At 69.5% G+C, this 20,546-nt stretch carries 15 protein-coding genes and 3 pseudogenes; 13 read left to right on the forward strand and 5 right to left on the reverse strand.

Translation table 11 applies throughout. The features are described 5' to 3' along the window. The 5 genes and pseudogenes from G3I78_RS45925 to G3I78_RS45940 all read left to right on the forward strand — a co-directional run. A pseudogene (locus G3I78_RS45925) lies at positions 1-152 on the forward strand (sugar phosphate isomerase/epimerase); the annotation flags it as partial. 467 nt (positions 153-619) lie between these two features. Further along, positions 620-997: pseudogene (locus G3I78_RS45930) on the forward strand (myo-inositol-1-phosphate synthase); the annotation flags it as partial. A 98-nt stretch (positions 998-1,095) separates the two neighbouring features. Then, positions 1,096-1,281, forward strand: a pseudogene (locus G3I78_RS52535) (hypothetical protein); the annotation flags it as partial. Further along, on the forward strand, positions 1,278-2,441 hold the full coding sequence (locus tag G3I78_RS45935) for a sugar phosphate isomerase/epimerase family protein (RefSeq protein WP_164436375.1): 1,164 nt from the start codon (positions 1,278-1,280) through the stop codon (positions 2,439-2,441). The pseudogene G3I78_RS52535 and the gene G3I78_RS45935, both read left to right, overlap by 4 nt. Positions 2,442-2,583: 142 nt before the next feature. Further along, entirely contained in the window at positions 2,584-4,704 is a 2,121-nt protein-coding gene (locus G3I78_RS45940) for a PQQ-dependent sugar dehydrogenase (protein WP_164436377.1), read from the forward strand. A gap of 83 nt (positions 4,705-4,787) precedes the next feature. On the opposite strand, the gene G3I78_RS45945 is transcribed toward G3I78_RS45940, so the two are convergent. Next, a complete protein-coding gene (locus G3I78_RS45945; RefSeq protein WP_164436379.1) occupies positions 4,788-6,254 on the reverse strand; it encodes a non-reducing end alpha-L-arabinofuranosidase family hydrolase in 1,467 nt (488 codons plus the stop codon). A gap of 314 nt (positions 6,255-6,568) precedes the next feature. Here G3I78_RS45945 and G3I78_RS45950 point away from each other — a divergent pair, with 314 nt between their 5' ends. Both G3I78_RS45950 and G3I78_RS45955 read left to right on the forward strand, forming a co-directional pair. After that, positions 6,569-8,008: an endo-1,4-beta-xylanase gene (locus G3I78_RS45950; protein ID WP_164436381.1), complete on the forward strand. Its 1,440-nt coding sequence runs from the start codon at positions 6,569-6,571 to the stop codon at positions 8,006-8,008. Between the two features lie 202 nt (positions 8,009-8,210). After that, the gene (locus tag G3I78_RS45955) at positions 8,211-9,485 is read left to right on the forward strand and encodes a prolyl oligopeptidase family serine peptidase (protein WP_164436384.1); all 1,275 of its coding nucleotides are present in this window, start codon (positions 8,211-8,213) and stop codon (positions 9,483-9,485) included. Positions 9,486-9,550: 65 nt separating this feature from the next. Here the strand turns inward: G3I78_RS45955 and G3I78_RS45960 are convergent, their stop codons facing one another. Then, the gene (locus G3I78_RS45960; protein ID WP_164436386.1) at positions 9,551-9,958 is read right to left on the reverse strand and encodes a RidA family protein; all 408 of its coding nucleotides are present in this window, start codon (positions 9,956-9,958) and stop codon (positions 9,551-9,553) included. Positions 9,959-10,080: 122 nt separating this feature from the next. Here G3I78_RS45960 and G3I78_RS45965 point away from each other — a divergent pair, with 122 nt between their 5' ends. Both G3I78_RS45965 and G3I78_RS45970 read left to right on the forward strand, forming a co-directional pair. Next, the gene (locus G3I78_RS45965; protein WP_164436388.1) at positions 10,081-10,461 is read left to right on the forward strand and encodes a helix-turn-helix domain-containing protein; all 381 of its coding nucleotides are present in this window, start codon (positions 10,081-10,083) and stop codon (positions 10,459-10,461) included. A gap of 214 nt (positions 10,462-10,675) precedes the next feature. Then, positions 10,676-13,684: a LuxR family transcriptional regulator gene (locus G3I78_RS45970; RefSeq protein WP_164436389.1), complete on the forward strand. Its 3,009-nt coding sequence runs from the start codon at positions 10,676-10,678 to the stop codon at positions 13,682-13,684. Between the two features lie 136 nt (positions 13,685-13,820). On the opposite strand, the gene G3I78_RS45975 is transcribed toward G3I78_RS45970, so the two are convergent. From G3I78_RS45975 to G3I78_RS45985, 3 genes are all read right to left on the reverse strand, one after another. Continuing rightward, positions 13,821-14,900 carry a Fic family protein gene (locus G3I78_RS45975; protein WP_164436391.1) on the reverse strand — a complete coding sequence of 360 codons (1,080 nt, stop codon included), beginning with the start codon at positions 14,898-14,900 and terminating at the stop codon, positions 13,821-13,823. A 16-nt stretch (positions 14,901-14,916) separates the two neighbouring features. Continuing rightward, positions 14,917-15,705, reverse strand: a complete 789-nt coding sequence (locus tag G3I78_RS45980) for a DUF6426 family protein (RefSeq protein ID WP_164436393.1) — start codon at positions 15,703-15,705, stop codon at positions 14,917-14,919. Positions 15,706-16,106: 401 nt separating this feature from the next. Beyond that, positions 16,107-16,454 (reverse strand): hypothetical protein, encoded by a 348-nt coding sequence (locus G3I78_RS45985; protein ID WP_164436395.1) that lies wholly within the window; start codon positions 16,452-16,454, stop codon positions 16,107-16,109. A 239-nt stretch (positions 16,455-16,693) separates the two neighbouring features. Between G3I78_RS45985 and G3I78_RS45990 the strand changes: the two genes are divergently transcribed. The 4 genes from G3I78_RS45990 to G3I78_RS46005 all read left to right on the forward strand — a co-directional run bounded on the left by G3I78_RS45990 (position 16,694) and on the right by G3I78_RS46005 (position 20,447). Then, complete coding sequence (locus G3I78_RS45990) at positions 16,694-18,034, forward strand: amidohydrolase (protein WP_164436397.1); 1,341 nt, start codon at positions 16,694-16,696, stop codon at positions 18,032-18,034. Next, positions 18,024-19,070: a LacI family DNA-binding transcriptional regulator gene (locus tag G3I78_RS45995; RefSeq protein ID WP_164436399.1), complete on the forward strand. Its 1,047-nt coding sequence runs from the start codon at positions 18,024-18,026 to the stop codon at positions 19,068-19,070. The genes G3I78_RS45990 and G3I78_RS45995 overlap by 11 nt, the downstream gene beginning before the upstream one ends. Before the next feature lie 64 nt (positions 19,071-19,134). Then, positions 19,135-19,920 (forward strand): glutamine amidotransferase, encoded by a 786-nt coding sequence (locus G3I78_RS46000; protein ID WP_164436401.1) that lies wholly within the window; start codon positions 19,135-19,137, stop codon positions 19,918-19,920. After that, entirely contained in the window at positions 19,920-20,447 is a 528-nt protein-coding gene (locus G3I78_RS46005; protein ID WP_164436403.1) for a purine-nucleoside phosphorylase, read from the forward strand. The genes G3I78_RS46000 and G3I78_RS46005 overlap by 1 nt, the downstream gene beginning before the upstream one ends. Positions 20,448-20,546: the final 99 nt, after the last annotated feature.

The raw sequence follows: 20,546 nt of genomic DNA on the forward strand, positions 1-20,546 counted from the left end.
TCGACTACCGGGGCCCGGTCTCGGTGGAGTGGGAGGACGCCGGCATGGACCGCCTCCAGGGCGCGCCCGAGGCGTTGAAGAGCCTGAAGAAGTACGACTTCGAGCCACCGACGGCCTCCTTCGACGCCGCTTTCGGAGGCGGCGACAACTAGGCGCTCCGCCACAGGAGGCGTAAATCGGCCCGGTGTTGACAGACCGTCAAGGAAAGCCGCCGGGCTGATCCGGCCTGCCCGCTCCCGCCTTTGTCCTGGTTCTGGAAGAAGTTCGCCGTTTCGGTGCGCAAGGGGTTCCGGCCAAGGACGAACGGGGCTACGGTCCCTTCGTGCACAGGAACCACACAGTGGTTCGAAGTTGACGACCGGTTCAGGCCGTACGAGCACCGTTGTACGGCGCCGCAGCGAGCCGACCGACCGAGGACGGTCCTGCACAGCGCAGGGCCAAGAGCCCTCAGACACCGCGTAGTTCTCAGCGGCGGCCCCGCGCCGCCCCCTCGCGCACCGCGACCGCGCGCAACACGGAGCAGGTCTCGGCGCCGCGGCCGAGCCGTCCCAATGCCGACGGTGGACGGAAGAGCCTCAAGGCCCCGCCCACCGTCCTCCAACCACATCGGAACATCGACATGGCAGGGAGGCAGCCCGTGAAGGACGACGGGAACGGATCAGAACCCGAGACCGGCGGGCGGGCCGCACGCACCGGTGCCTGGCTCGTCGGAGCCCGCGGATCGGCTGCCACCACCGCCGTCGCCGGATGTGCGGCGGTCGCCGCCCGACTGCGGCCGCCGACCGGCATGGTCACCGAGACCACGCCCTTCAACCGTTCTGCCGCACGGGATCGCCCCCCCGTACGCACCGAACTCCGGGCCGCGGACCAGGAGATGCGGCTGGGCGGCCCCCTCCCGGGCGACACGCGAAGCGACGAGAAGCTCATCACCGACTTCGCGGCCGACCTCGTCTTGTTCCGCGTCCGCAACGCGCCGGCGCGGGTGGCCGTCGTCAACCCGCTCCGGGCAGCGCTCGCCGCCCGATCCGGTGCGCGCCTGACCCCGCCGGCCCGCAGGTACATCCGAGACCTCGGCGACGTTCCGCAGACGAGGCCGGCCACCTCCCCACGAGCGACCACTGGCGTCCGCTCGCCCTGTTCTCCACCCCCCCCCGCGCAGTATCCGGCCGTGGAGCGGCCACCGAAGTGAAGTCCCTTCTCCTGTGGCTCGCCGGCCTCGCCGGAGGCGGAAGCCGCACGGCACCCGCAGCACCGCGACGACGAAAGAGAGAACCACTGTGACCGCGTTCAACGACGAAGCCGTCACCGGCGACGCCCTGCGCCGCACGCTCGGCGTCAACCGCCGCCGCTTCCTCAGCACCTGCACCGCCGTCACCGGGGCGGCGATCGCGGCCCCGGTCTTCGGCGCCTCGCCCGCCCTGGCGCAGAACAGATCGCAGACCGGCGGTCATGACCACGGCCGTTCCGCCCTGGTCCCGCCGCACAAGCGCGGCATCATCCTCTACACCGTCCGGGACGCGATCAGCCGAGACCCGCTCGCCTCCGACCTGCCCTCCGGCTTCCGCGAGGTCTTCAAGCAGCTCTCCCGATTCGGCTACCGCCAGGTGGAGTTCGCCGGATACGGCCAGCACGCCAACGCCCCCGGCGGCGCCGACCTGGGCACGGTCAAGGGCGCGAAGCTGATGCGCTCCTGGCTCGACGCGTACGGCCTGCGGGCGCAGGGCAGTCACGGCTACATTCCGCCGTCCTGGCCGCTGACCCCGGCCGACCGGGACACCTTCAAGCGCTGGCTGGAGATCGCCAACATTCTCGGCATGGAGCACATGGGGACCGGCGCCGACCCCGTCAACACGCCTTACCGGGCCGACTGGGACGCCGCCGCGCAGAAGTGGAACACCCTGGGCGCCATCGCCTGCCGCGAGGGCATCAAGCTCTACACCCACAACCACGACAGCGCCTACGACTTCCTGCTCGACGGCGGCCCGCTGGACGCGCAGGGCCGGCCGACCCGCAGCTCCGGCATCCGCAAGCTGGAGTACTTCCTGAAGGTCACCGACCGCAAGAGCGTCTACCTGGAGCTGGACGTCTTCTGGGCACACGTGGCCCAGTACAAGTTCCACACCTACACCGCCCACGACGGCTCCCAGCGCGAGCGCGTCTTCGACCCGGCCGCCCTCGTGGAGCGCAACAGCACCCGCTTCCCGCTCTTCCACGCCAAGGACGGCGTCGTCAACACCCAGAGCGGCCTGGGCTACGACATGGTGCCCTTCGGCACCGGCGACATCGACTACCGGCGGTTCTTCACCCGGGTGGGAGCCAAGAACTACCGCAACCCGATGGTCGAGCAGGACAACGCCCCCAGCACGACCGTGCCCGGCCAGTCCCTGGAGTTCGCCCGCATCGGCTACGACAACCTCGCGGCCCTGCGAGCCCGCCACTGACGAAGCGTCATCTGACATTCCAACAGTCGCGTGCCGGCACGCAACGCCTCCTGCACGCCTGTTAGTTGACCCGCCTCCACCCGCACCGGTCGTCGGCCGCGGACCCGCATCGCGGCCGCCGACCAGACCGAAGGAGTTCTGAGTGCGCAACAGACGGATCGTCACCCTCCTGGGGGCTGCCGCCCTGGCCGGAGCCGTCGGGCTCATGCCCGTCTCCCCGGCGCAGGCCGCCAAACCGGACCCGGCACCGCCGGCCGCGTCGGACTTCCAGAAGGTCACCCTCAACGACCGCCCGGGCGAGCCCATGGCCCTCGCCGTCCTCCCCGACCGGCGGGTGCTGCACACCGCACGCACCGGAGAGGTCCGCATCCACGACCCCAAGAGCGGCGTTAACTTCCTTGCCGCCGACCTGAAGAAGAGCCCCGCGGGGCTCTACCAGCACGACGAGGAAGGCGTCCAGGGCATCGCCATCGACCCCGGCTTCGCCAAGAACCACTGGGTCTACCTCTACTACTCGCCCCGCCTCGACACCCCCATGGACGACCCGGCCACCCCCGGCGTCAACGAAGGCGACGCACCGCTGTTCGGCACGGCCGCGGACTTCGCCAAGTACAAGGGCGTCACCCGCCTCTCGCGGTTCAAGCTCGTCGGCAACAAGCTCGACTTCGCCACCGAGCAGAAGGTCATCGAGGTCCCGGCCGACCGCGGCATCTGCTGCCACGTCGGCGGCAAGATCGACTTCGACGGCAAGGGAACCCTGTTCCTGTCGACCGGCGACGACTCCAACCCGTTCTCCTCCGACGGCTACGCCCCGCTCGACGACCGCGCCGACCGCAACCCGGCCTACGACGCCCGGCGCACCGCGGGCAACACCAACGACTTGCGCGGCAAGGTTCTGCGCATCCAGGTCAAGCCCGGCGGCGGATACCGGATTCCCCACGGCAACCTCTTCGCGCCGGGCACCCCGAAGACCCGCCCCGAGATCTACGCCATGGGCCTGCGCAACCCGTTCCGCTTCGGGGTCGACGACAAGACCGGCGAGGTCTATGTCGGCGACTACTCGCCCGACGCCCAGAGCGCCAACCCGGGCCGCGGCCCCGCGGGCCAGGGACGCTGGATGGTCATCGACCGCCCCGCCAACTACGGCTGGCCGTTCTGCGTGACCCGGAAGATGCCCTACCAGGACTACGACTTCGCCACTCAGACCTCCAGCGGCGCCTTCGACTGTGCGAAGCCGGTCAACGACTCGCGCCACAACACCGGCCGCGGCGTGCTGCCCCCGGTCGAGGACGCGGAGATCGTGTACGGCTACGGGGCATCCGCGGAGTTCCCCGAACTCGGCACGGGCGGCATCGGACCCATGGGCGGCCCGGTGTACCAGTACGACCACCGCAACAAGTCCCAGAACCGCTGGCCTTCGTACTTCGACGGCAAGCCGCTCTTCTACGAGTGGACCCGTGACCAGATGAAGGCCATCACCCTGGGCAAGAAGAATCAGGTTCTCAAGATCGAGGACGCGATCCCCACGATCACGACGGACGGCCCGATCGACGCCGAGTTCGGCCCCGACGGCGCGCTCTACGTCCTCGAATACGGCACCGGGTACTTCGCGGAACTGCCCGAGGCCCAGCTCTCCCGTATCGACTTCACCCGCGGCAACCGCACCCCGGAGCCCAAGGTCGCCGCGGACGTGGTCAACGGCACCAGCCCGCTGACCGTGAAGTTCTCCAGCGCCGGCACGAAGGACGCCGACGGCGACGCCCTGCGCTACGCCTGGGACTTCGACGCCGACGGCACGGTCGACTCCAGGGAGGCGAACCCGACGCACACCTTCACTGACAACGCCGTCTACGACGCCACCCTGAAGGTCACCGACAGCACCGGGCGTTCGGCCTCCGCGTCCGTCCCCGTCGTCGTCGGCAACAAGGCGCCGGTCGTCTCGCTCACCACCGACCCGGCACCGCACGGCGGCACCCCGTTCCACTGGGGTGACACGGTCACCTGGCAGGTCACCGTCACCGACGACCAGCCGGTGGACTGCGCCAAGGTCAGCGTCTCGTTCATCCTCGGCCACGACTCGCACGGCCACCCGCTGTCGACGAGCAACGGCTGCTCGGGATCGTTCAAGACGTTCGTGGACGGAGGTCACTCCGGTTCGGACAACCTGAAGGCGGTCTTCAACGCCTCCTACACGGACACGCCCCCGGCCGGCCTGCCGTCCCTCTCGGGCAGCGCCGAGGTCGCTCTGACACCGGCCGACTGACCGGCGGTCACAACACCGTGGCGGGGCGCCCTGTTACAGGGCGCCCCGTTCGCGGGTTGGGGGGATTCATGGGGGAGCTGTCGTCAGCGCTGGAGTGTCAGCAGACCCGGGCGGTAGGGCAGGAGACCGTAGTCGCCGCCCGAGCTGGGGCTGCGGCCCTGGTAGAGCAACTGCAGATTGCAGGGGTCGACGGTCATGGTCTGGTCCGGGCCGGTGCGGATCAGTTCGCCGTGGCTGATGTCGTTGGTCCAGGTGGCGCCGCTGTTGGCCTTGCCGGCGAAGGGGTTGCCCTCGGTCGCGGCCTGGGGTGTCCAGGTTCCGTTGAGACTGGTGGCCGTGAAGGAGCGGAAGTAGCGGCCCTGCGAGCCGATCGCCTCGACGATCATGAGGTAGCGGTTCTGACCCTGGAGCTTGTAGACCTGCGGGGCTTCGAACAGGTTGTTCGTCGTGTCGCTCATGACCACGGTGGAAGTCGCGCCGAAGCTGCCCGGGAAGTTCCCGATAGGCATGCTCGCCCGGTAGATCTTGCCGTTGTCACCGGCGAAGAACAGGTACATGTTCGTCCCGTCCCCGATGAGCGTCTGGTCGATGGGCCCGGTTCCCGAGCCGGAGATGCTCCCGGAGAAAAGCACCTGCTGGGCTGACCAGCCGTTCGGGTTGGTGGGATCGCTCGATGTCCGGTACGAGAAGGCGGTGCTGCCCCACTGATAGGCGAGCACCCAGATGTTCTTCGGGGCGAAGTAGAGCAGCGTGGGCGCGACGGTGGAGGACGACATCGTGTTCTGGCTCGCCGAGGCCATGTCCGACCAGTTGGAGAACGGGCTGAAGCTCATCGAGCCCCAGCGTGTGCCCGTGTCGTGGGTCGTCGCGTAGACGAGCTGCCTGCCGTTGTACGGCACGACGGTGAAGTCCTTGAGCGAGACCCACCCGGCCTTGGGCTGCGCCAGCGCACCGGTGGAGGTCCAGCGGTAGGCCGAGGGAAGGTCGCACGCGCTGGGGGAGTCGGCGCCGACCTTGACGAGCTGCCACTGCTGGTTGGCGCCGCCCCAGTCGTCGTACTGGACGATGTTCGCGTTGTCCGCGGTGGACGCGCCCTGCACTTCGAGTGCCTTGCCGGTGTGGCGCGAGACGAGCCGGACGTAGCCGTCCGAGCTGTCGGCCAGCCGCCACTGCTGGTTGGAGGCATTGAGGTCGGCCCACTGGACGATCGAACCGCCGTTCGCGGTGGACCAGTTGTACAGGTCCAGGACCTTGCCCGAGTGCCGGGACTTCAGGCGGTAGTAGCCGCCCCCGGAATCGACGAACTGCCACTGCTGCTGGGCCTGGTCGTTCCTGGCCCACTGAGTGATGCGGGCACCGTCGGTGGTGGCCATGTTGTAGACATCGAGGGCCTTGCCGCTGTTGCGGTTGACCAGCACGTACGAGGCGCCTGGGTCCACGGTCGCCGCGTCGGCGGGCTGAGCGCCGAGGACGGTGGCCACGAGCAGCAGCGGCGCGAGGACGGTGAGCAGGCGTCTGAGCGGGACCGTGGACGGGTGGCGTAACCGCATCTGAGGGCCTCCATGAAGGTGGGGGACGGGGTGGACTTCTCGAAACATTCGAGAAGTCCACGGATCCTTCGATGCCACAAGCTAGAAATGGGCAGCCCCTCGGTCAAGACCTGTCACCGTTCTGTCTGCAGTGATGTCTGGGACTGCAGATCTCCGAATGTTTCGAATGACGGATTGAAACTTTCTTCGCGAAATCTATTGACGATCCACCGTCAAGCGCTCAATCATCCGAGTCCGAGGGGCGACCGACGAAGTGCCCGACGCCCGCCCCTGCGCTCCCGCCATTCTGTGATGTCCGTTTTGGAGGCACAGTCATGGGTTCGTACGCCCTGCCCGGATGCGAAGTCCGCCGGAGGAGCCGACGTCTACTGCCGGCGTTGCTCATCGGCATCCTCGGCGTCCTCAGCGCAGTCGGTGCGCTGGTGACACCGCCGGCCGCACACGCCGCCGAGAGCACGCTCGGTGCCGCCGCGGCGCAGAGCGGCCGCTACTTCGGCACCGCCATCGCCTCCGGCAGACTGGGCGACTCCGCGTACACGACGATCGCGAGCCGTGAGTTCAACTCGGTGACGGCCGAGAACGAGATGAAGATCGACGCCACCGAACCGCAGCGGGGCCAGTTCAGCTTCACCGCCGGTGACCGCGTCTACAACTGGGCCGTGCAGAACGGCAAGCGGGTCCGCGGACACACGCTGGCCTGGCACTCCCAGCAGCCCGGCTGGATGCAGAGCCTCAGTGGTAGCACCCTGCGCCAGGCGATGATCGACCACATCAACGGCGTGATGAGCCACTACAAGGGCAAGATCGCCCAGTGGGACGTCGTGAACGAGGCCTTCGCCGACGGCAGTTCGGGAGCCCGCCGGGACTCCAACCTGCAGCGCACCGGCAACGACTGGATCGAGGTCGCCTTCCGCACCGCGCGCGCCGCCGACCCCGCCGCCAAGCTCTGCTACAACGACTACAACGTCGAGAACTGGACCTGGGCCAAGACCCAGGTCATGTACACCATGGTCCGGGACTTCAAGCAGCGCGGCGTGCCGATCGACTGCGTCGGCTTCCAGTCGCACTTCAACAGCGGCAGCCCCTACAACAGCAACTTCCGCACCACCCTGCAGAACTTCGCAGCCCTCGGCGTCGACGTGGCCATCACGGAACTCGACATCCAGGGAGCCCCGGCCGCGACCTACGCCGGCGTGACCAACGACTGCCTGGCCGTCTCGCGCTGCCTCGGCATCACGGTCTGGGGTGTGCGCGACACCGACTCCTGGCGAGCGGAGCAGACACCGCTGCTGTTCAACGGCGACGGCAGCAAGAAGCCCGCCTACACCGCCGTACTCAACGCACTCAACGGCGGTACCTCCACGCCCCCTTCGGGCTCCGGGACGATCAAGGGCGTCGGTTCCGGCCGCTGCCTGGACGTCCCCAACTCCACCACCACCGACGGCACCCAGCTCCAGCTGTGGGACTGCAACAACGGCACCAACCAGCAGTGGACATACACCGCCGCGAGTGAACTCAGGGTCTACGGCAACAAGTGCCTGGACGCTGGTGGCACGGCCAACGGCACCAAAGTCCAGATCTACAGCTGCTGGGGCGGCGACAACCAGAAGTGGCGCCTCAACTCCGACGGATCCATCGTCGGCGTCCAGTCCGGCCTCTGCCTCGACGCCGCCTCGAACGGCACCGCCAACGGCACCCTGATCCAGCTCTACTCCTGCTCGAACGGCGGCAACCAACGCTGGACCCGCCCCTGATGAGCCCGGCGACCGGCCAAGGGATGCAGCGAGGAAGGCCATGACGGCGGCGCCATGGATCGCCGGACCACCGCACTGACGGGGGTCCCGTTACGCCGAGCCTCGGCATACTGGATCGAACGTGTCGTCAACTCGTGTGCAGCGCAGCCGAGTTCGGCGCACGGGCCGTAGCGAAGCCTCCGTACCCCCACAAGGAGTCCGCATGGCAACACACATCCGCCGTCGCACCGTTCTCGCCGCCGGCGCGGGCGCCGCCGGTCTGTCCCTGCCCGGCGTCGCCGTGTACGCCGACGACCGTGCGGCGACCAGCGTGAGATTCACCCTCGACGCTCAGGTGCTCGACGGCGGCGAACAGGTCACCTCGGTCACCCTCAAGACCGCCCGGCTGGGCCCGATCGACCCGGCCGGCCTGACCACCGGCACCTTCGGCGTACACGCCAAAGCCACCAGCCCCATCCCCGTCGCGGCCGACGACGTCATCTTCAGCGAGTACGACCTCGACCGCACGGTGACCGCCGTACGGCTCGACGACCACGGCGACATCGTGCTCGAACTGAGCCACGGCGAGGGCCGGATCGGGGGCGGCACGCTCGGCTACATCGCGGGCAAGGGCCGCAACGTGCTGCTCGACCTCGACTACACCATCACCCAGCACGCCCCGATCACGCTGCGCGATCACCGGTCGATCACCATCGACGACTTCGTGCAGAACCCACGCCTGTCGAGCCCCGAGGTGGACGCGTTCAGCTCCCACATCTCGGGCTCGGGCATGAAGTACCGGCTGTACTCACCCGCTGCTTCCCCCACCTCCCGAAGGCGTGGGCGCCCGCTGATCGTCTGGCTCCACGGCGCGGGCGAGGGCGCCTCACTGCCCGACCACTACTACGACAACGAGACCACGCTGCGAGCCAACCGCGGTGCGCTGGGCTTCGCCACCCCGCAGGCGCAGCGCATCTTCGACGGCGCCTACGTCCTCGCCCCGCAGAGCACCTCCTACTGGATGGAGGACGGCCCTCGCTTCGCCCCACTCATCCACGAGATCATCAGCGACGTCACGCGCAGGAACCACGTCGACCGCGACCGGATCTACGTCGCGGGGTGCAGTAACGGTGGCTACATGAGCATGAAGATGACCACCGTCCACCCCACCCTGTTCGCCGCCTCCGTGCCGATTTGCGGCGTGGTCACCTCGTTCCCGGCCGGGGGCCCGCCGCTCATCCCCGACAGCGAACTGGCCCGGATCACCACCCCCACCTGGCTCGTCGCCTCCCGCGACGACCCGACCGTGGAACCACAGGCCAACACCGTCCACGCGCACGACGTGATCCCCGGTTCGCGGATGACGCTCTACGACCAAGTCGTCTGGAACGGACACCAGTTCAACGGCCACTGGTCGTGGATCTACGTCGCCCGCAACGACCCCAGCATCGACGGAACTCACATCTGGCAGTGGATGGCCAGGCGGCATCAGCACTGAGGGGGCGGTGACGCAGGCCCGCGTCGGCAGAGCCAGTCATGTTCCGTGGGGCGCAGGCCGTCCGCTCAGTCGAGGACCGCGGTGGCCTCGATCTCGACCAGATGATCGGGGACGTCGAGGGCCGCTACGCCCAGGAGCGTCGCCGGCGGGACCGGGGTGATGCCAAGCTTCGCTGACGCCCGCGAGATGCCCTCCAGGAGCGGGGGCATCTTGTCGGGGGTCCAGTCGACGACGTAGAAGGTCAGTTTCGCCACGTCGTCGAAGGAGCCGCCGGCCTCGGCCAGGGCGGTGCCGACGTTGAGGTAGCACTGCTCGACCTGCGCGGCGAGGTCGCCCTCGCCGACCGTGCTCCCCTCGGCGTCCCAGGCGACCTGACCGGCGACGAATACCAGCTTCGAACCGGTCGCGATCGACACCTGCCGGTAGACATCGATCTTGGGCAACCCGCTCGGATTCACCAGGTTGATGGCCATGCTGTCCGTCTCCTTGTCCTGAGCGCCTGCGAGGCGCCTATGGTCTCTTGCGGTTACTCAGGAACCGTAGGAGAGTGACCGCTGACATGGAAGAACGCACTTTTCGGTGACTGGGGAACCTGATGGTGACCAAAGAGATCAAAGGCCCGTCCGAGGACGCGGACTTCCGGCGCGCGGATTCGCTGGCGCGAGAGATCTTCTCCGACGTCGCCAACAAGTGGGCGTTCCTGATCATCGAGACCCTCGGTGAACGCACCCTGCGCTTCACGGAACTGCGCAACGAGATCGAGGGCATCAGCCACAAGATGCTCACCCAGAACCTGCGCATGCTGGAGCGCAACGGCCTGGTCGAGAGAGACGTGCACCCCACCGTCCCGCCGCGGGTCGAGTACACCCTCACCGAGCCGGGGCAGGGCCTGCGCGCGACCGTCGTCGCGATGTGCGACTGGACGCACCGCTACTTCGGCCACATCGAGACCGCCCGCCACCGCTTCGACGCCTGACGGCTGTTCAGCGGACCCAGGGGTTCTGGGTATGGCTGTGAGCCTGTCGCCGTTGGACGACTCAAAGAGCCCTGGACGGCCTCCTCCTTGCGGTGCGGGGAAGGGCCCGGTGTGGCGGATACGTACGGTGCTTACGTGTTTCCCCCGACGTAATCGGATTTGAGTTCGATAAGACTTGCTCTCGCACTGACAACCGTCTTGAGGGGAAGCACCGTTGGACACGCGCTTGCACCAGGCACGGTCGTCCGGCTCCGAAGAGCCCCTGATCGGCCGCGAGCAGGAGATCGGGCGGCTGCGGAAGGTCATCACCGGGGTGTCGCACGCGGGTCCGTGGTTGTTGGAGATCACCGGGGAGCCCGGGATCGGCAAGACCCGTCTGCTGGCGGAATGGACCGCACTCGCCGGGCGAGCGGGGCTGACCGTGCTGTCGGGCAGGGTGTCCTGTGGAGATCGGGGGCATCCCTTCGCGCTGTTCCGAAACCCGGTCGTCGGGGCTCTCGAACTGCCCGGTGCAGCGGCATCACTCGCGCCAGAGGACCGGGCCCTGCTGCTTCGGCACTTCAAGGAAGCGGATGCGGGGTCGGAACCCGGCGGTGACGGAACGGCGGTCGGATCCGAGCCTGCGGACGGGGAACGGGCGCGACTGCGCCGATGCATCGCCAGTCTGCTGTGGACGGCGGCCGAGGACCGCCGACGCCTGACCCTCTGTCTCGACGACATCCACTGGGCCGACGACGCGTCCATCGACCTGCTGAACCACCTCCTGCGCCGGGCCCGGCTCCGGACACCGCTGATCCTCGTGTGTTCCGTACGTCCCGGACAGCGGCCGAGGTCACTGGTGGCGAGCCTCGCCGACCCGGACGACGCCTACCAGGTGGAACGGTTCCGCCTCGGGCCGCTGCCGCGAGGTACGGCTGCTGAGCTCCTCGCCTGCGAACCGACGACTGAACGTCAGCGGTTCCTCCACGAAGCCGGTAACGGCAATCCGTTCTACCTGAAGGCGCTGGCCCAGTCGCCGGGAACGTTCACGCCCCCCGACGGGAGCAGCCCATGGGCCCTGTCGGACGAGACGGTGACGACGGCGAGCGCCGCGCTGGCCCGTGAACTCGATCCGCTGGACGCTGTGGAACATGACGTTCTGAGGACCGCCGCCGTGCTCGGCGAGGAGTTCGACCCCACCCACCTCCCCGAACTCACCGGTCGGGACACGCCGAGCGTCACGCGGGCTCTGGACCGGCTGATCGACGCGGACCTGATCCGGATCGATCCCGCAGGAGGGCGGAACTGCCGCCTGCGTCATCCGGTGCTGCGCGCCGTCGTGTATCAGGCCGCCCCGCACGGCTGGCGCCGGTCCGCCCACGCACACACCGACCGCGTCCTGCGGGAATGGGGCACCTGCCCTGCGCGCCGGGCACCGCACGTGGCCCGGTCCGCGCAACAGGGTGACCGGGACGCGGTCCGCCTGCTGACGGAGGCCGCCGAACAGGTGCGGGAGGCGAATCCGGCGGCCGCCGCGTCGTGGCTGACCACGGCGCTGAGCCTTACGCGCGGGGACGGGAACGGGGACGGGCTGCGGGCAGGGCTGATGACGTCCTTGGCCCGCTCGCTCGGGGCCATCGGGCATCTGCCCGAATCCCGGGAACTGCTGAGACGGGTCCCCTGGCCTTTCGACGCGCGCCCCACCAGGTCGGACTTGGAAATCGTGACGTTGCACGCCATGGTCGAACGCCATCTCGGCAACTACGCTCAGGCGGATTCCCTGGTGACGGAGGCGCTCGCACTCCTGTCGGCGGACTCCGCCGACCCGGCCGACGTCGCCGAACTGAGCGCTCCGCTGCGGCTGGAGTTGGCCACGGTCAGCCTCCTGCGCCGGACGTTCCCCCGCGCACAGGCCCTGGCCGCGGAGGTGCTGGAACATGCGACGGGCAGCGAGAGCAGACACCTTCGTATGGCCGCCACCGTTCGTCTCGCGCACAGCAGCGCGTTCGAGGGAGACGTCCCCACTCTGCTGCATCGGGCCCGGGAAGCCGGCGCTCTGGTGGACTCGACAGGAGACGCCGACCTCGCTCCGCACCTGGACACCCTCTCCCAACTGGGCTGGGCCGATGCCCTCGCGGAGCGGCATCACGACGCGCTGCGCCACACGGCCCGCGGTATCAGGCTCGCCCAGGACTCGGGGCAGCTGTTCGTCCTGCCCTATCTGCGGCTCGCCCACGCCTATGCCAGCGTCAGCGTCGGCAGGCTCACGGACGCCCTGCACTCGGCCGAGGGCGCCGAGGAGGACGCTCATCGGATGAAGCGGCCGGCGCTGCTCGGGTTCGCCTTGGCCCTGCGCGCCTGGGCGACCTCGCTGCTGGACGGTCCCGATGCCGCGGCGTCGACCGCGGAGCGAGCGGTGCAGGAGGTCGGCGCGGGCGGCAGGCTCTGGGCGGTCACCGCTGGGGTGCTGGCCACTGTCCGGCTCGGCCAGGAGCGGCCCGCCGAATGCCTGGAGCTGGTGCGGTCGGCCATGGATCACGACCGGCACCCTGGCACTGCCCGGTCCATCAAGCCGATCTGGTATGCCCTGGGCGCCCGGGCCGCGGCGATGCTGGGTGAGCGCGAGGAGGCCGCCGAGTGGGCCCAGCGGGCGTCGCTGGAGGCGGATCTGCTGGGACTGCCGGGCCAACGTGGGTATGCCGCCCTCGCGCGGGCCCACAGCGCCCCGGATCCCGTCGGCCCGTTGGAGGAGGCGGTGTCTGGTTTCAGGGCCGGCGGGCTGGTCCTGATGGAGTGTCAGGCGAGGCTGCTGCTGGCCCGGGAGTTCATGTCACGCGTCCCTCGCGATCGGCTGCATCCCCAGGCAGAGGCACAGGTGCATCCGCAGGCGCAGGTGCTGGAACAGGCGCTGGAGCACTCCAATCGCGCGAAGTCGCTCGCGGAGACCTCGGGCGCGCGCCATCTCTACCGGCAGGCGGTGGATCTACAACGCCGGCTCGGGGCACGCCGGCCCCGCATGAGCCGGGAGGCGGCAGAACCGCTGCCGGACATGTCGGAACGAGAACGCGAGATCACCCGCATGGTGACCCTCGGCATGTCCAACAACGACATAGCCCGCGTCCTCGTCGTCTCGCCCAAGACCGTCGAGGCCCACCTCACCCGCATCTTCCGCAAAGCCGGCGTGCGCTCCAGAGTGGCCCTGGTCGCCGCGCTCTCGCACACCGGCCCGGAACACGTCGGCTGAGACCGGGCGCGCGTGCCGCCGGAACCGGACCGCCCCCTTCCTCCGACAGGAACCCTGTGCGCAGTCGTCGCTGGACCAAAGCATCGGCCGCATGTGCTCAGTGGCCACAACTGTGGTGAACAGGCGCTTCGTTGATTCACCGAACCCCGGAGGCTCCGTACGGTGTGTCCAGGATGGCGAGTGACTCGGGGTGCACCATGGCCCCCGGGAGGCGTGGATGAGGGACGAGGACACCCGCCGCCAGCAGGTGCGCGAGGGGCGGGGCCGGGTCGTGGGGGATGCGGTTGCGAAGCCAGTCGGCGGAGACCGCGGGGCTGGAGCGCAGGCACGTCAGTACCGCGGTCGTGGCCGCGTCACCCTCGGACCGTTCGATCGCCTCGTCGATCAGGGTGCCGTAGGCCGTGACGGTCGCGATCCGGTGGTGGGCGGTTTCGGCGACCGTCCGTGCGAACAGCTCACCCCACACCTCCCACCGCCCCTCGGCTGCGGCGACCACGGCCTCGTCGTGTTCGACGCGGTGGTGTTCGATCCAGCCCTCGATGTCCAGCAGGAGCCCCGGCATGAGACCGGCGGCCACCAGGTCGCACTCGGCGAGCAGACGCGAGGTCCGGCCGTTCGCGTCGGGGAACGGATGGATCGTCAGCAGCCGCACCATGCTGAGCGCCGCCGCGTCCAAGGGCGCGGACGTGGTTCGGGTGCCCCACTCGTACCAGCGCTGGACGTGTTCGCGCAGTTCCTCGCCGGCACCGACGGCCATGACGAAGCGCCGTCCGTCCGGCCAGCTCACCCGGGAGGTGGAGCGCCGGAAGCCGCCGGTGCCGGGGATGTTGGGGTCCGCGGCCACGAGCATCTTGTGCAGTTCGGCGAGTGCGTCAGGGGTGAAGCAGGGTCGGCGGTCCGGCCGTTCGGCACGCTCCGCGCGAACCGAGTGCACGGCCAGCAGACCCGCCGCAGCGCGGTTCTCGGCGGCTTCGGCGATCCGGGCGGTCACCTGCCCGTGCTCGACATCGGCGAGGTGGCGCTCGTGCATCTTCGTGCGGAAGCGGGGACGGTGGAACAGGTCGGGGTTGTCGAGGTGCCGGCGCGTGGCCTCGGTGAGCGTGGCCAGCGCGGCCAGTGCCCTGGCACCGGCCGCCCCGGGGACCACCTCGGCGTCGAGCGGTGGCACGACGGGCGTGACCCGTCGTGCCACCGGTTCGGAGGAGTGGACCGTCATCAGGAGGGAGCCCGCCTCAGCAGGAACGCCCGGTCAGGACACCCGTCGGCGCCGTGACGTTCACGAACTCGGTCTTGTACGTGAGACTGAGCCAGTCGAACGTGGTGATCGCGTAGACCTTGGTCTGGTACTCGACGAAGAGCGACCAGCTCTCACCCGGTTGCAGGGTGACATCGAGGCCGTAGCTCTTGGTGATCTGGGTGTTGATCTGGGTCCCGAGAGTGGCGGAGAGAATGTCGCCCGCCTTCGCCGAGATGTTCCCGCTGACCTGGTACGTCACGTTGTAGCTGATGGTCTCTGTGTGCTTCTCCGCGACGCTGCTGGCGTTGCGGTAGCAGTTCGTGTGTTCCTCCCACTTCTTGCCCTGGCTGTGTTCGATGGCCATTTCCTGGCCTCCGCCTCCGCCGGCATCCGATCCCCAGCTGTAACTGGGGATCGACGGGTCCTCCGGGGCCGCGGGCATCGTGGCATTCTCGACGAGGTTGAGAGTGGGCACATCGAGGTCCGGCCCCACTTCGACGGGCGCCAGGCTGATGTTGGTCCCATTGGTCACGACAGTGGGCAGTTGCGCGTCCACCGGCCCCTGGTCGCCGGGGTTGTCGGGGTCGCCGGGGTTGTCGGGATCACTGGGGTTGTCGGGGTCGGGGAGCTCGGGGTCCTCGTTGATCGGCGGGTCCTCGTCGCCGCATGAGGAGTGGTCGTCCACGCAGGAGGCGAAGGCCTTGTAGGGGGCGGTGACGGCCGGCACGGTGGTGAGCACCGTGGCGCCGAGTGCGGCCGCCACCGCCATGGTTCTGAGTCTCACGTTTCCTCCGGATCGGAAGGGGCGGATGTTCCGGGCCGTTCCAACTGCCCTGATTCTTCGAGCTGTTCGGAACAGAGGGGCAGTCGTCGTCGGCCAGTGCGGAACAGGTCCTGGGCATGGTCCTGCGCCTATGCAGGAGCCCGCGGGGCAGGGCTGCGGGAGCCCGGGGGGTTCGGCCCCGCAGCCCTGTTCCTGCGAACAGCACCAAGTCTTCGCACCGTCGACCACCACAGCATTGGGGAATTCCCTACACCCGCCCGGCCGTCCTCCGGAATCGGCTCGTCACCCGCCCTAGGCGACAAGGTCGAGAGAGAGGGCCCAGGACGCCGACGGAGAACTGGGTGAGCGCCAGCCGTCCAGTACTGCGAGCTGACCCGACGGCAGGGCGTTCCGCAGTGCTGTCAGACCTCAAGTCCGTAAGACGTGAACGCGTAGACCTCGGGGGCCTGCTTCTCGAGTTCGCGCGCCACTCTCGCGCCATACCGTGTCCAGCCCACTGCCGTGTCGGTTTTGATTTCCTCAGGCATGTCGGCCCACGCATAGGAGTAGTACACCAGGATGCCCAACGCCTTCTTCTCGTCCTGGTCGTAGCCCCAGTTCGACGGTCTCACCGGATCGCCGTGATCGTCGGTCAGGTTCAGGCCGAGGCAGGCGTCTTGGACAAGCCGGAGAACCGTGGCCTGCTCCTCCTCCGACAGGTCCGCGCCGTCCTTCCTGGAAACGAAGACCACGGGGCCGTACGCCGACATGGGCACCTCCTGATCACGGGGCCCTGGACGGGAACGGCGTGACCGCCGCCCTGATGACCGATCCGGATGCGCAGGCACGATCGGGCGGTAAGCCCCTGATGCAGGGCGGTCCCTCCGAGGTGGGCGAGGGAACCCCGTCAGCGGTCCTTGACGCACCGGGCGGAACGGCCGGGACGGACGCCGGTTGTGCAAAACGTTTTGGGTCCTTAGCGTCTGCTGCCAACGAAAGGACAGGCGGCATGCGACGACTGATGGTGACGTCCTGCTCGGTGCTCGACGTGCCCGAGCAGGGCCCCTGCCAGGTGCGGGACGGCCAGGACATCCTTGTCCAGGACGGCGACATCGCGTGGATCGGCCCGGCGGGCACCGGCCCCCGCCATGCCGACGCCGAGATCCTCGACGGTTCGGGGCTGCTCGCCGTACCCGGCCTGGTGAACGCCCACACGCACAGCCCGATGGTCCTGATGCGCGGAGCGGCGGAGGACGTCAGCGTCGAGGCGTGGTTCAACGAGCGGGTATGGCCGATGGAGGTCAACCTCACCCCGGACGACATCCGGCTGGGCGCCGAACTGGCGTGCGCGGAGATGCTGCTCTCCGGGGTCACCGCGTTCGCCGACCACTACTTCCACGCCGAGCGCATCGCCGAGGCCGCTGTCGCCACCGGCATCCGGGCCGACATCGCGCCCACCTACTTCAGCAGCAGCGGCCGGGAAGCCCTGGAGCGCACCGCCGAGACCGCCGTAGCCCTGCACGGTGCGGGCGGCGGACGGGTCAGGGCGTCGCTGGGGCCGCACGCGCCGTACACCGTGGACGAGGGCGACCTCACCCGGATCGCGGCCCTGGCCAGGGAGACGGGACTGCGCGTCCACATCCACGCGGCCGAGCACATCGAGCAGACCACGTCGAGCCTCGCCCGGATCGGTGTCACGCCCATCGAGGTGCTGGAGCGCACCGGTGTCCTCGACGCAGGGGCGCTCATCGCGCACGGGTGCGGGATCACCGAACCGGACCTGCCCCGCCTCGCGGCCCACCGGGACCGGACAGCCGTGGCCTGCTGCCCGAAGGTGTACCTCAAGCACGCCCTGCATCCGCTCACCCCGGTCAGGGACCTGCTGACCGCCGGTGTGGCCGTCGCCGCCGGCACGGACGGGGCTGCCGGGCACAACACGCTGGACGTGTGGGAGGCCATGCGCCTGGTGGCCCTGACACAGAAGCAGGCGGAACGCGACGCCACCTGGATGACGGTCTCCGACACCATCCGGGTGGCCACCCGGGGCGGGGCGAGGGCGCTCGGTCTCGGGGACCGGATCGGGGCGCTGGAAGTGGGCAGGGCGGCCGACATCGTGCTGATGGACCTGCGCGGCCCGCACTGCCGTCCGCTGCACGACCCGGCCGCGGCGCTGGTCTACAGCGTCAGGGCGAGCGACGTACGCGATGTCGTGGTGGACGGACGGGTCGTCGTACGCGACGGACAACTGCTGACGGCGGACGTGTCCGGACTGCTGGCCGGGATCGAGGCGAGGGTCCCCGCCCTCCTCGACACCTCGCACGGAAGGGCGGTGCAGCACTATGACCCGTGAGCCGGAGGACGACGGGCGCCGAAGGCGCCGGCCCGCGTCGATCAAGGACGTGGCGGCGGCGGCCCGGGTGAGCCCGACGACCGTCTCCCACGTGCTCAGCGGCAACCGGCCGGTCGCGGAGGAGACCGCGGAGCGGGTACGGGCCGTGGTGAACCGGCTCGGCTACGTCCCGGCGTCCACGGCCCGCAGTCTCCAGGCCGGCGCCACGAACGTCATCGGCCTGCTCGTCCCCGACATCACCAATCAGTTCTTCGCCGAACTCGCCAAGGGAGTGGAGGACGCCGGCCACGACCTCGGCTACGGGGTCATCCTGTGCAACACCGAGTTCGACCCCGCCCGTGAGGACCACTACCTCCAACTGCTGCGCAACCGCTTCATCGACGGGATGGTGTACGCGGCCGGCTCGATGCCCTCCCGGGACCGGCTGGCCTCGCTGCTCGGCCGCTTCCCCATCGCCCTCGCCGACGAGGTGGTGCCGGGCCTCGACGACGAGACGATCCTGGTCACCGCCGACCACCGCAGGGGCGGACAGCTGATCGGCGAACACCTCAGTGCGCTGGGCCACCGCCGGGCACTGGCGGTCAGCGGCCCGGCGGACCTGGTCAGCAGCGTGGAGCGGATCGCGGGCTTCCGGGACGCGTTCGGCACGGACGGGGTCACCGAGGTGGAGGGGGCGTTCGTCGAGCGGTCCGGCTACGACACGGTGGCCGACGCCCTGCGCAAGGCCGGCCGGCGGGGCCGCTTCACGGCGGTGTTCGCCGCCAACGACCTCATGGCCCTCGGCGCGGTCGCCGCCCTGGAGGACGCCGGACTCCGCGTCCCCGACGACGTGTCCGTGGCGGGGTTCGACGACATCATGCTCGCCGGCCGGGTGCACCCGTCGCTCACCACCGTCCATCAGCCGGCCTACGACATCGGCCGGACCGCCGCCGCCCAGCTGCTCCAGTACGTCCACCGGGGCGAGGTCCCGCCCGCCTCCCGCCACATCCTGCCGGTGCGGCTCAAGAAGCGCGCCAGCACGGCCGCGGTGCGCTGACCCGCCCCGCCCTCCCTCAAGCCACCACCCCACCACCCCACCGCACACCGAGCAAGGAGTCACGATGCCGCACGTCCTCGTCGTGGGTGAGTCATGGTTCACCCACTCCGTCCACCAGAAGGGGTTCGACTCCTTCCACACCAGTGAGTACGTCGAGGGAGCGACCGTCTTCCTCGACGCGCTGCGCGACCGGGGCCACCGGGTGACATACGTGCCCGCGCACCGGATCGACACAGAGCTGCCCGAAACGGTCGAGGGCTTCGCCGCGTACGACGCCGTCGTCGTCAGCGACGTCGGAGCCAACAGCTTCCAGCTCACGCCCCCCACCTTCGCCCACTCCCTCCCCACGCCGGACCGCACGGAACTGCTGCGGGCCTACGTCGAAGGCGGCGGGGGCCTGCTGATGGTCGGCGGGTATCTCACCTTCACCGGGATCGACGCCAAGGCCCGCTGGGGGCGTACCCCACTGGCGGCGGCCCTGCCGGTGCACCTGTACGACCGGGACGACCGGGTGGAGCTGCCCGCCGGAGCCGCGCCCAGGGTGGTCGCGCCCCATCCAGTGGTCGACGGACTGGGGGAGCGCTGGCCGGATCTGCTCGGCCTCAACGAGGTGGCTGTCCGCGACGACGCCGACCTGCTCGTCGAGTGCGCCGGTCATCCGCTGCTGGTGGCGGGCCGATACGGGGCGGGAAGGTCCGCGGCCTTCACCTCCGACCTCGCCCCCCACTGGGCCCCGCCGGGCTTCCTCGCCTGGGAGGGCTACCCCGTGCTGTGGGACCGGCTGATGCGCTGGCTGGCCGGAGAGCCCCTGCCCGCGACCGCCTCCGCGCAGGAGAGGCAGCGGGTCTGATGGCCACCCCTCACATATCCGCCGCCCCGGGCGACTTCGCACCCCAGGTCCTCATGCCGGGCGACCCGCGCCGGGCCCGCCGGATCGCGCGGGACTTCCTCCAGGACGCCCGGCTCGTCACCGAGGTGCGCGGCATCGAGGGATACACCGGCACCTGGCGCGGACGGCCGCTGTCCGTGCTGGCCTCGGGCATGGGCATGCCCTCCCTCACCATCTACGCCACCGAGCTCTTCCGCGTCTACGGCGTATGCGACATCGCCCGCGTCGGCACCTGCGGCGGGATCCCGTCATCGGTGGCGCTGCGGGACGTGGTCGTGGCCACCGCCGCGCACACCGACTCGGCGATGAGCGCCCAGCGGATCCCCGGTGTGCAGCTGAGCCACACGGCGACGTTCGAGCTGGCCGCGGCTGCCGTGGCGGCGGCCGGGACGGGCAAGGGCGTGCACGTCGGGTCCGTTCTCACCAGCGACCACTTCTATCTCGACCGCCCCGAGCTGTTCTGTGAAGTGCCGTTGCAGTGCCACTGAGGGGATGTCGTCACTGAGTCAGTGTCAGGTGTCGGAGATAGGCCCTCTGACCTGCGGTTGAGTGGATGCTGGTGGTGGCGGCTGCTGACATCATGAGGT

This window comes from Streptomyces sp. SID13726 (assembly GCF_010548375.1).
Classification (GTDB): domain Bacteria; phylum Actinomycetota; class Actinomycetes; order Streptomycetales; family Streptomycetaceae; genus Streptomyces.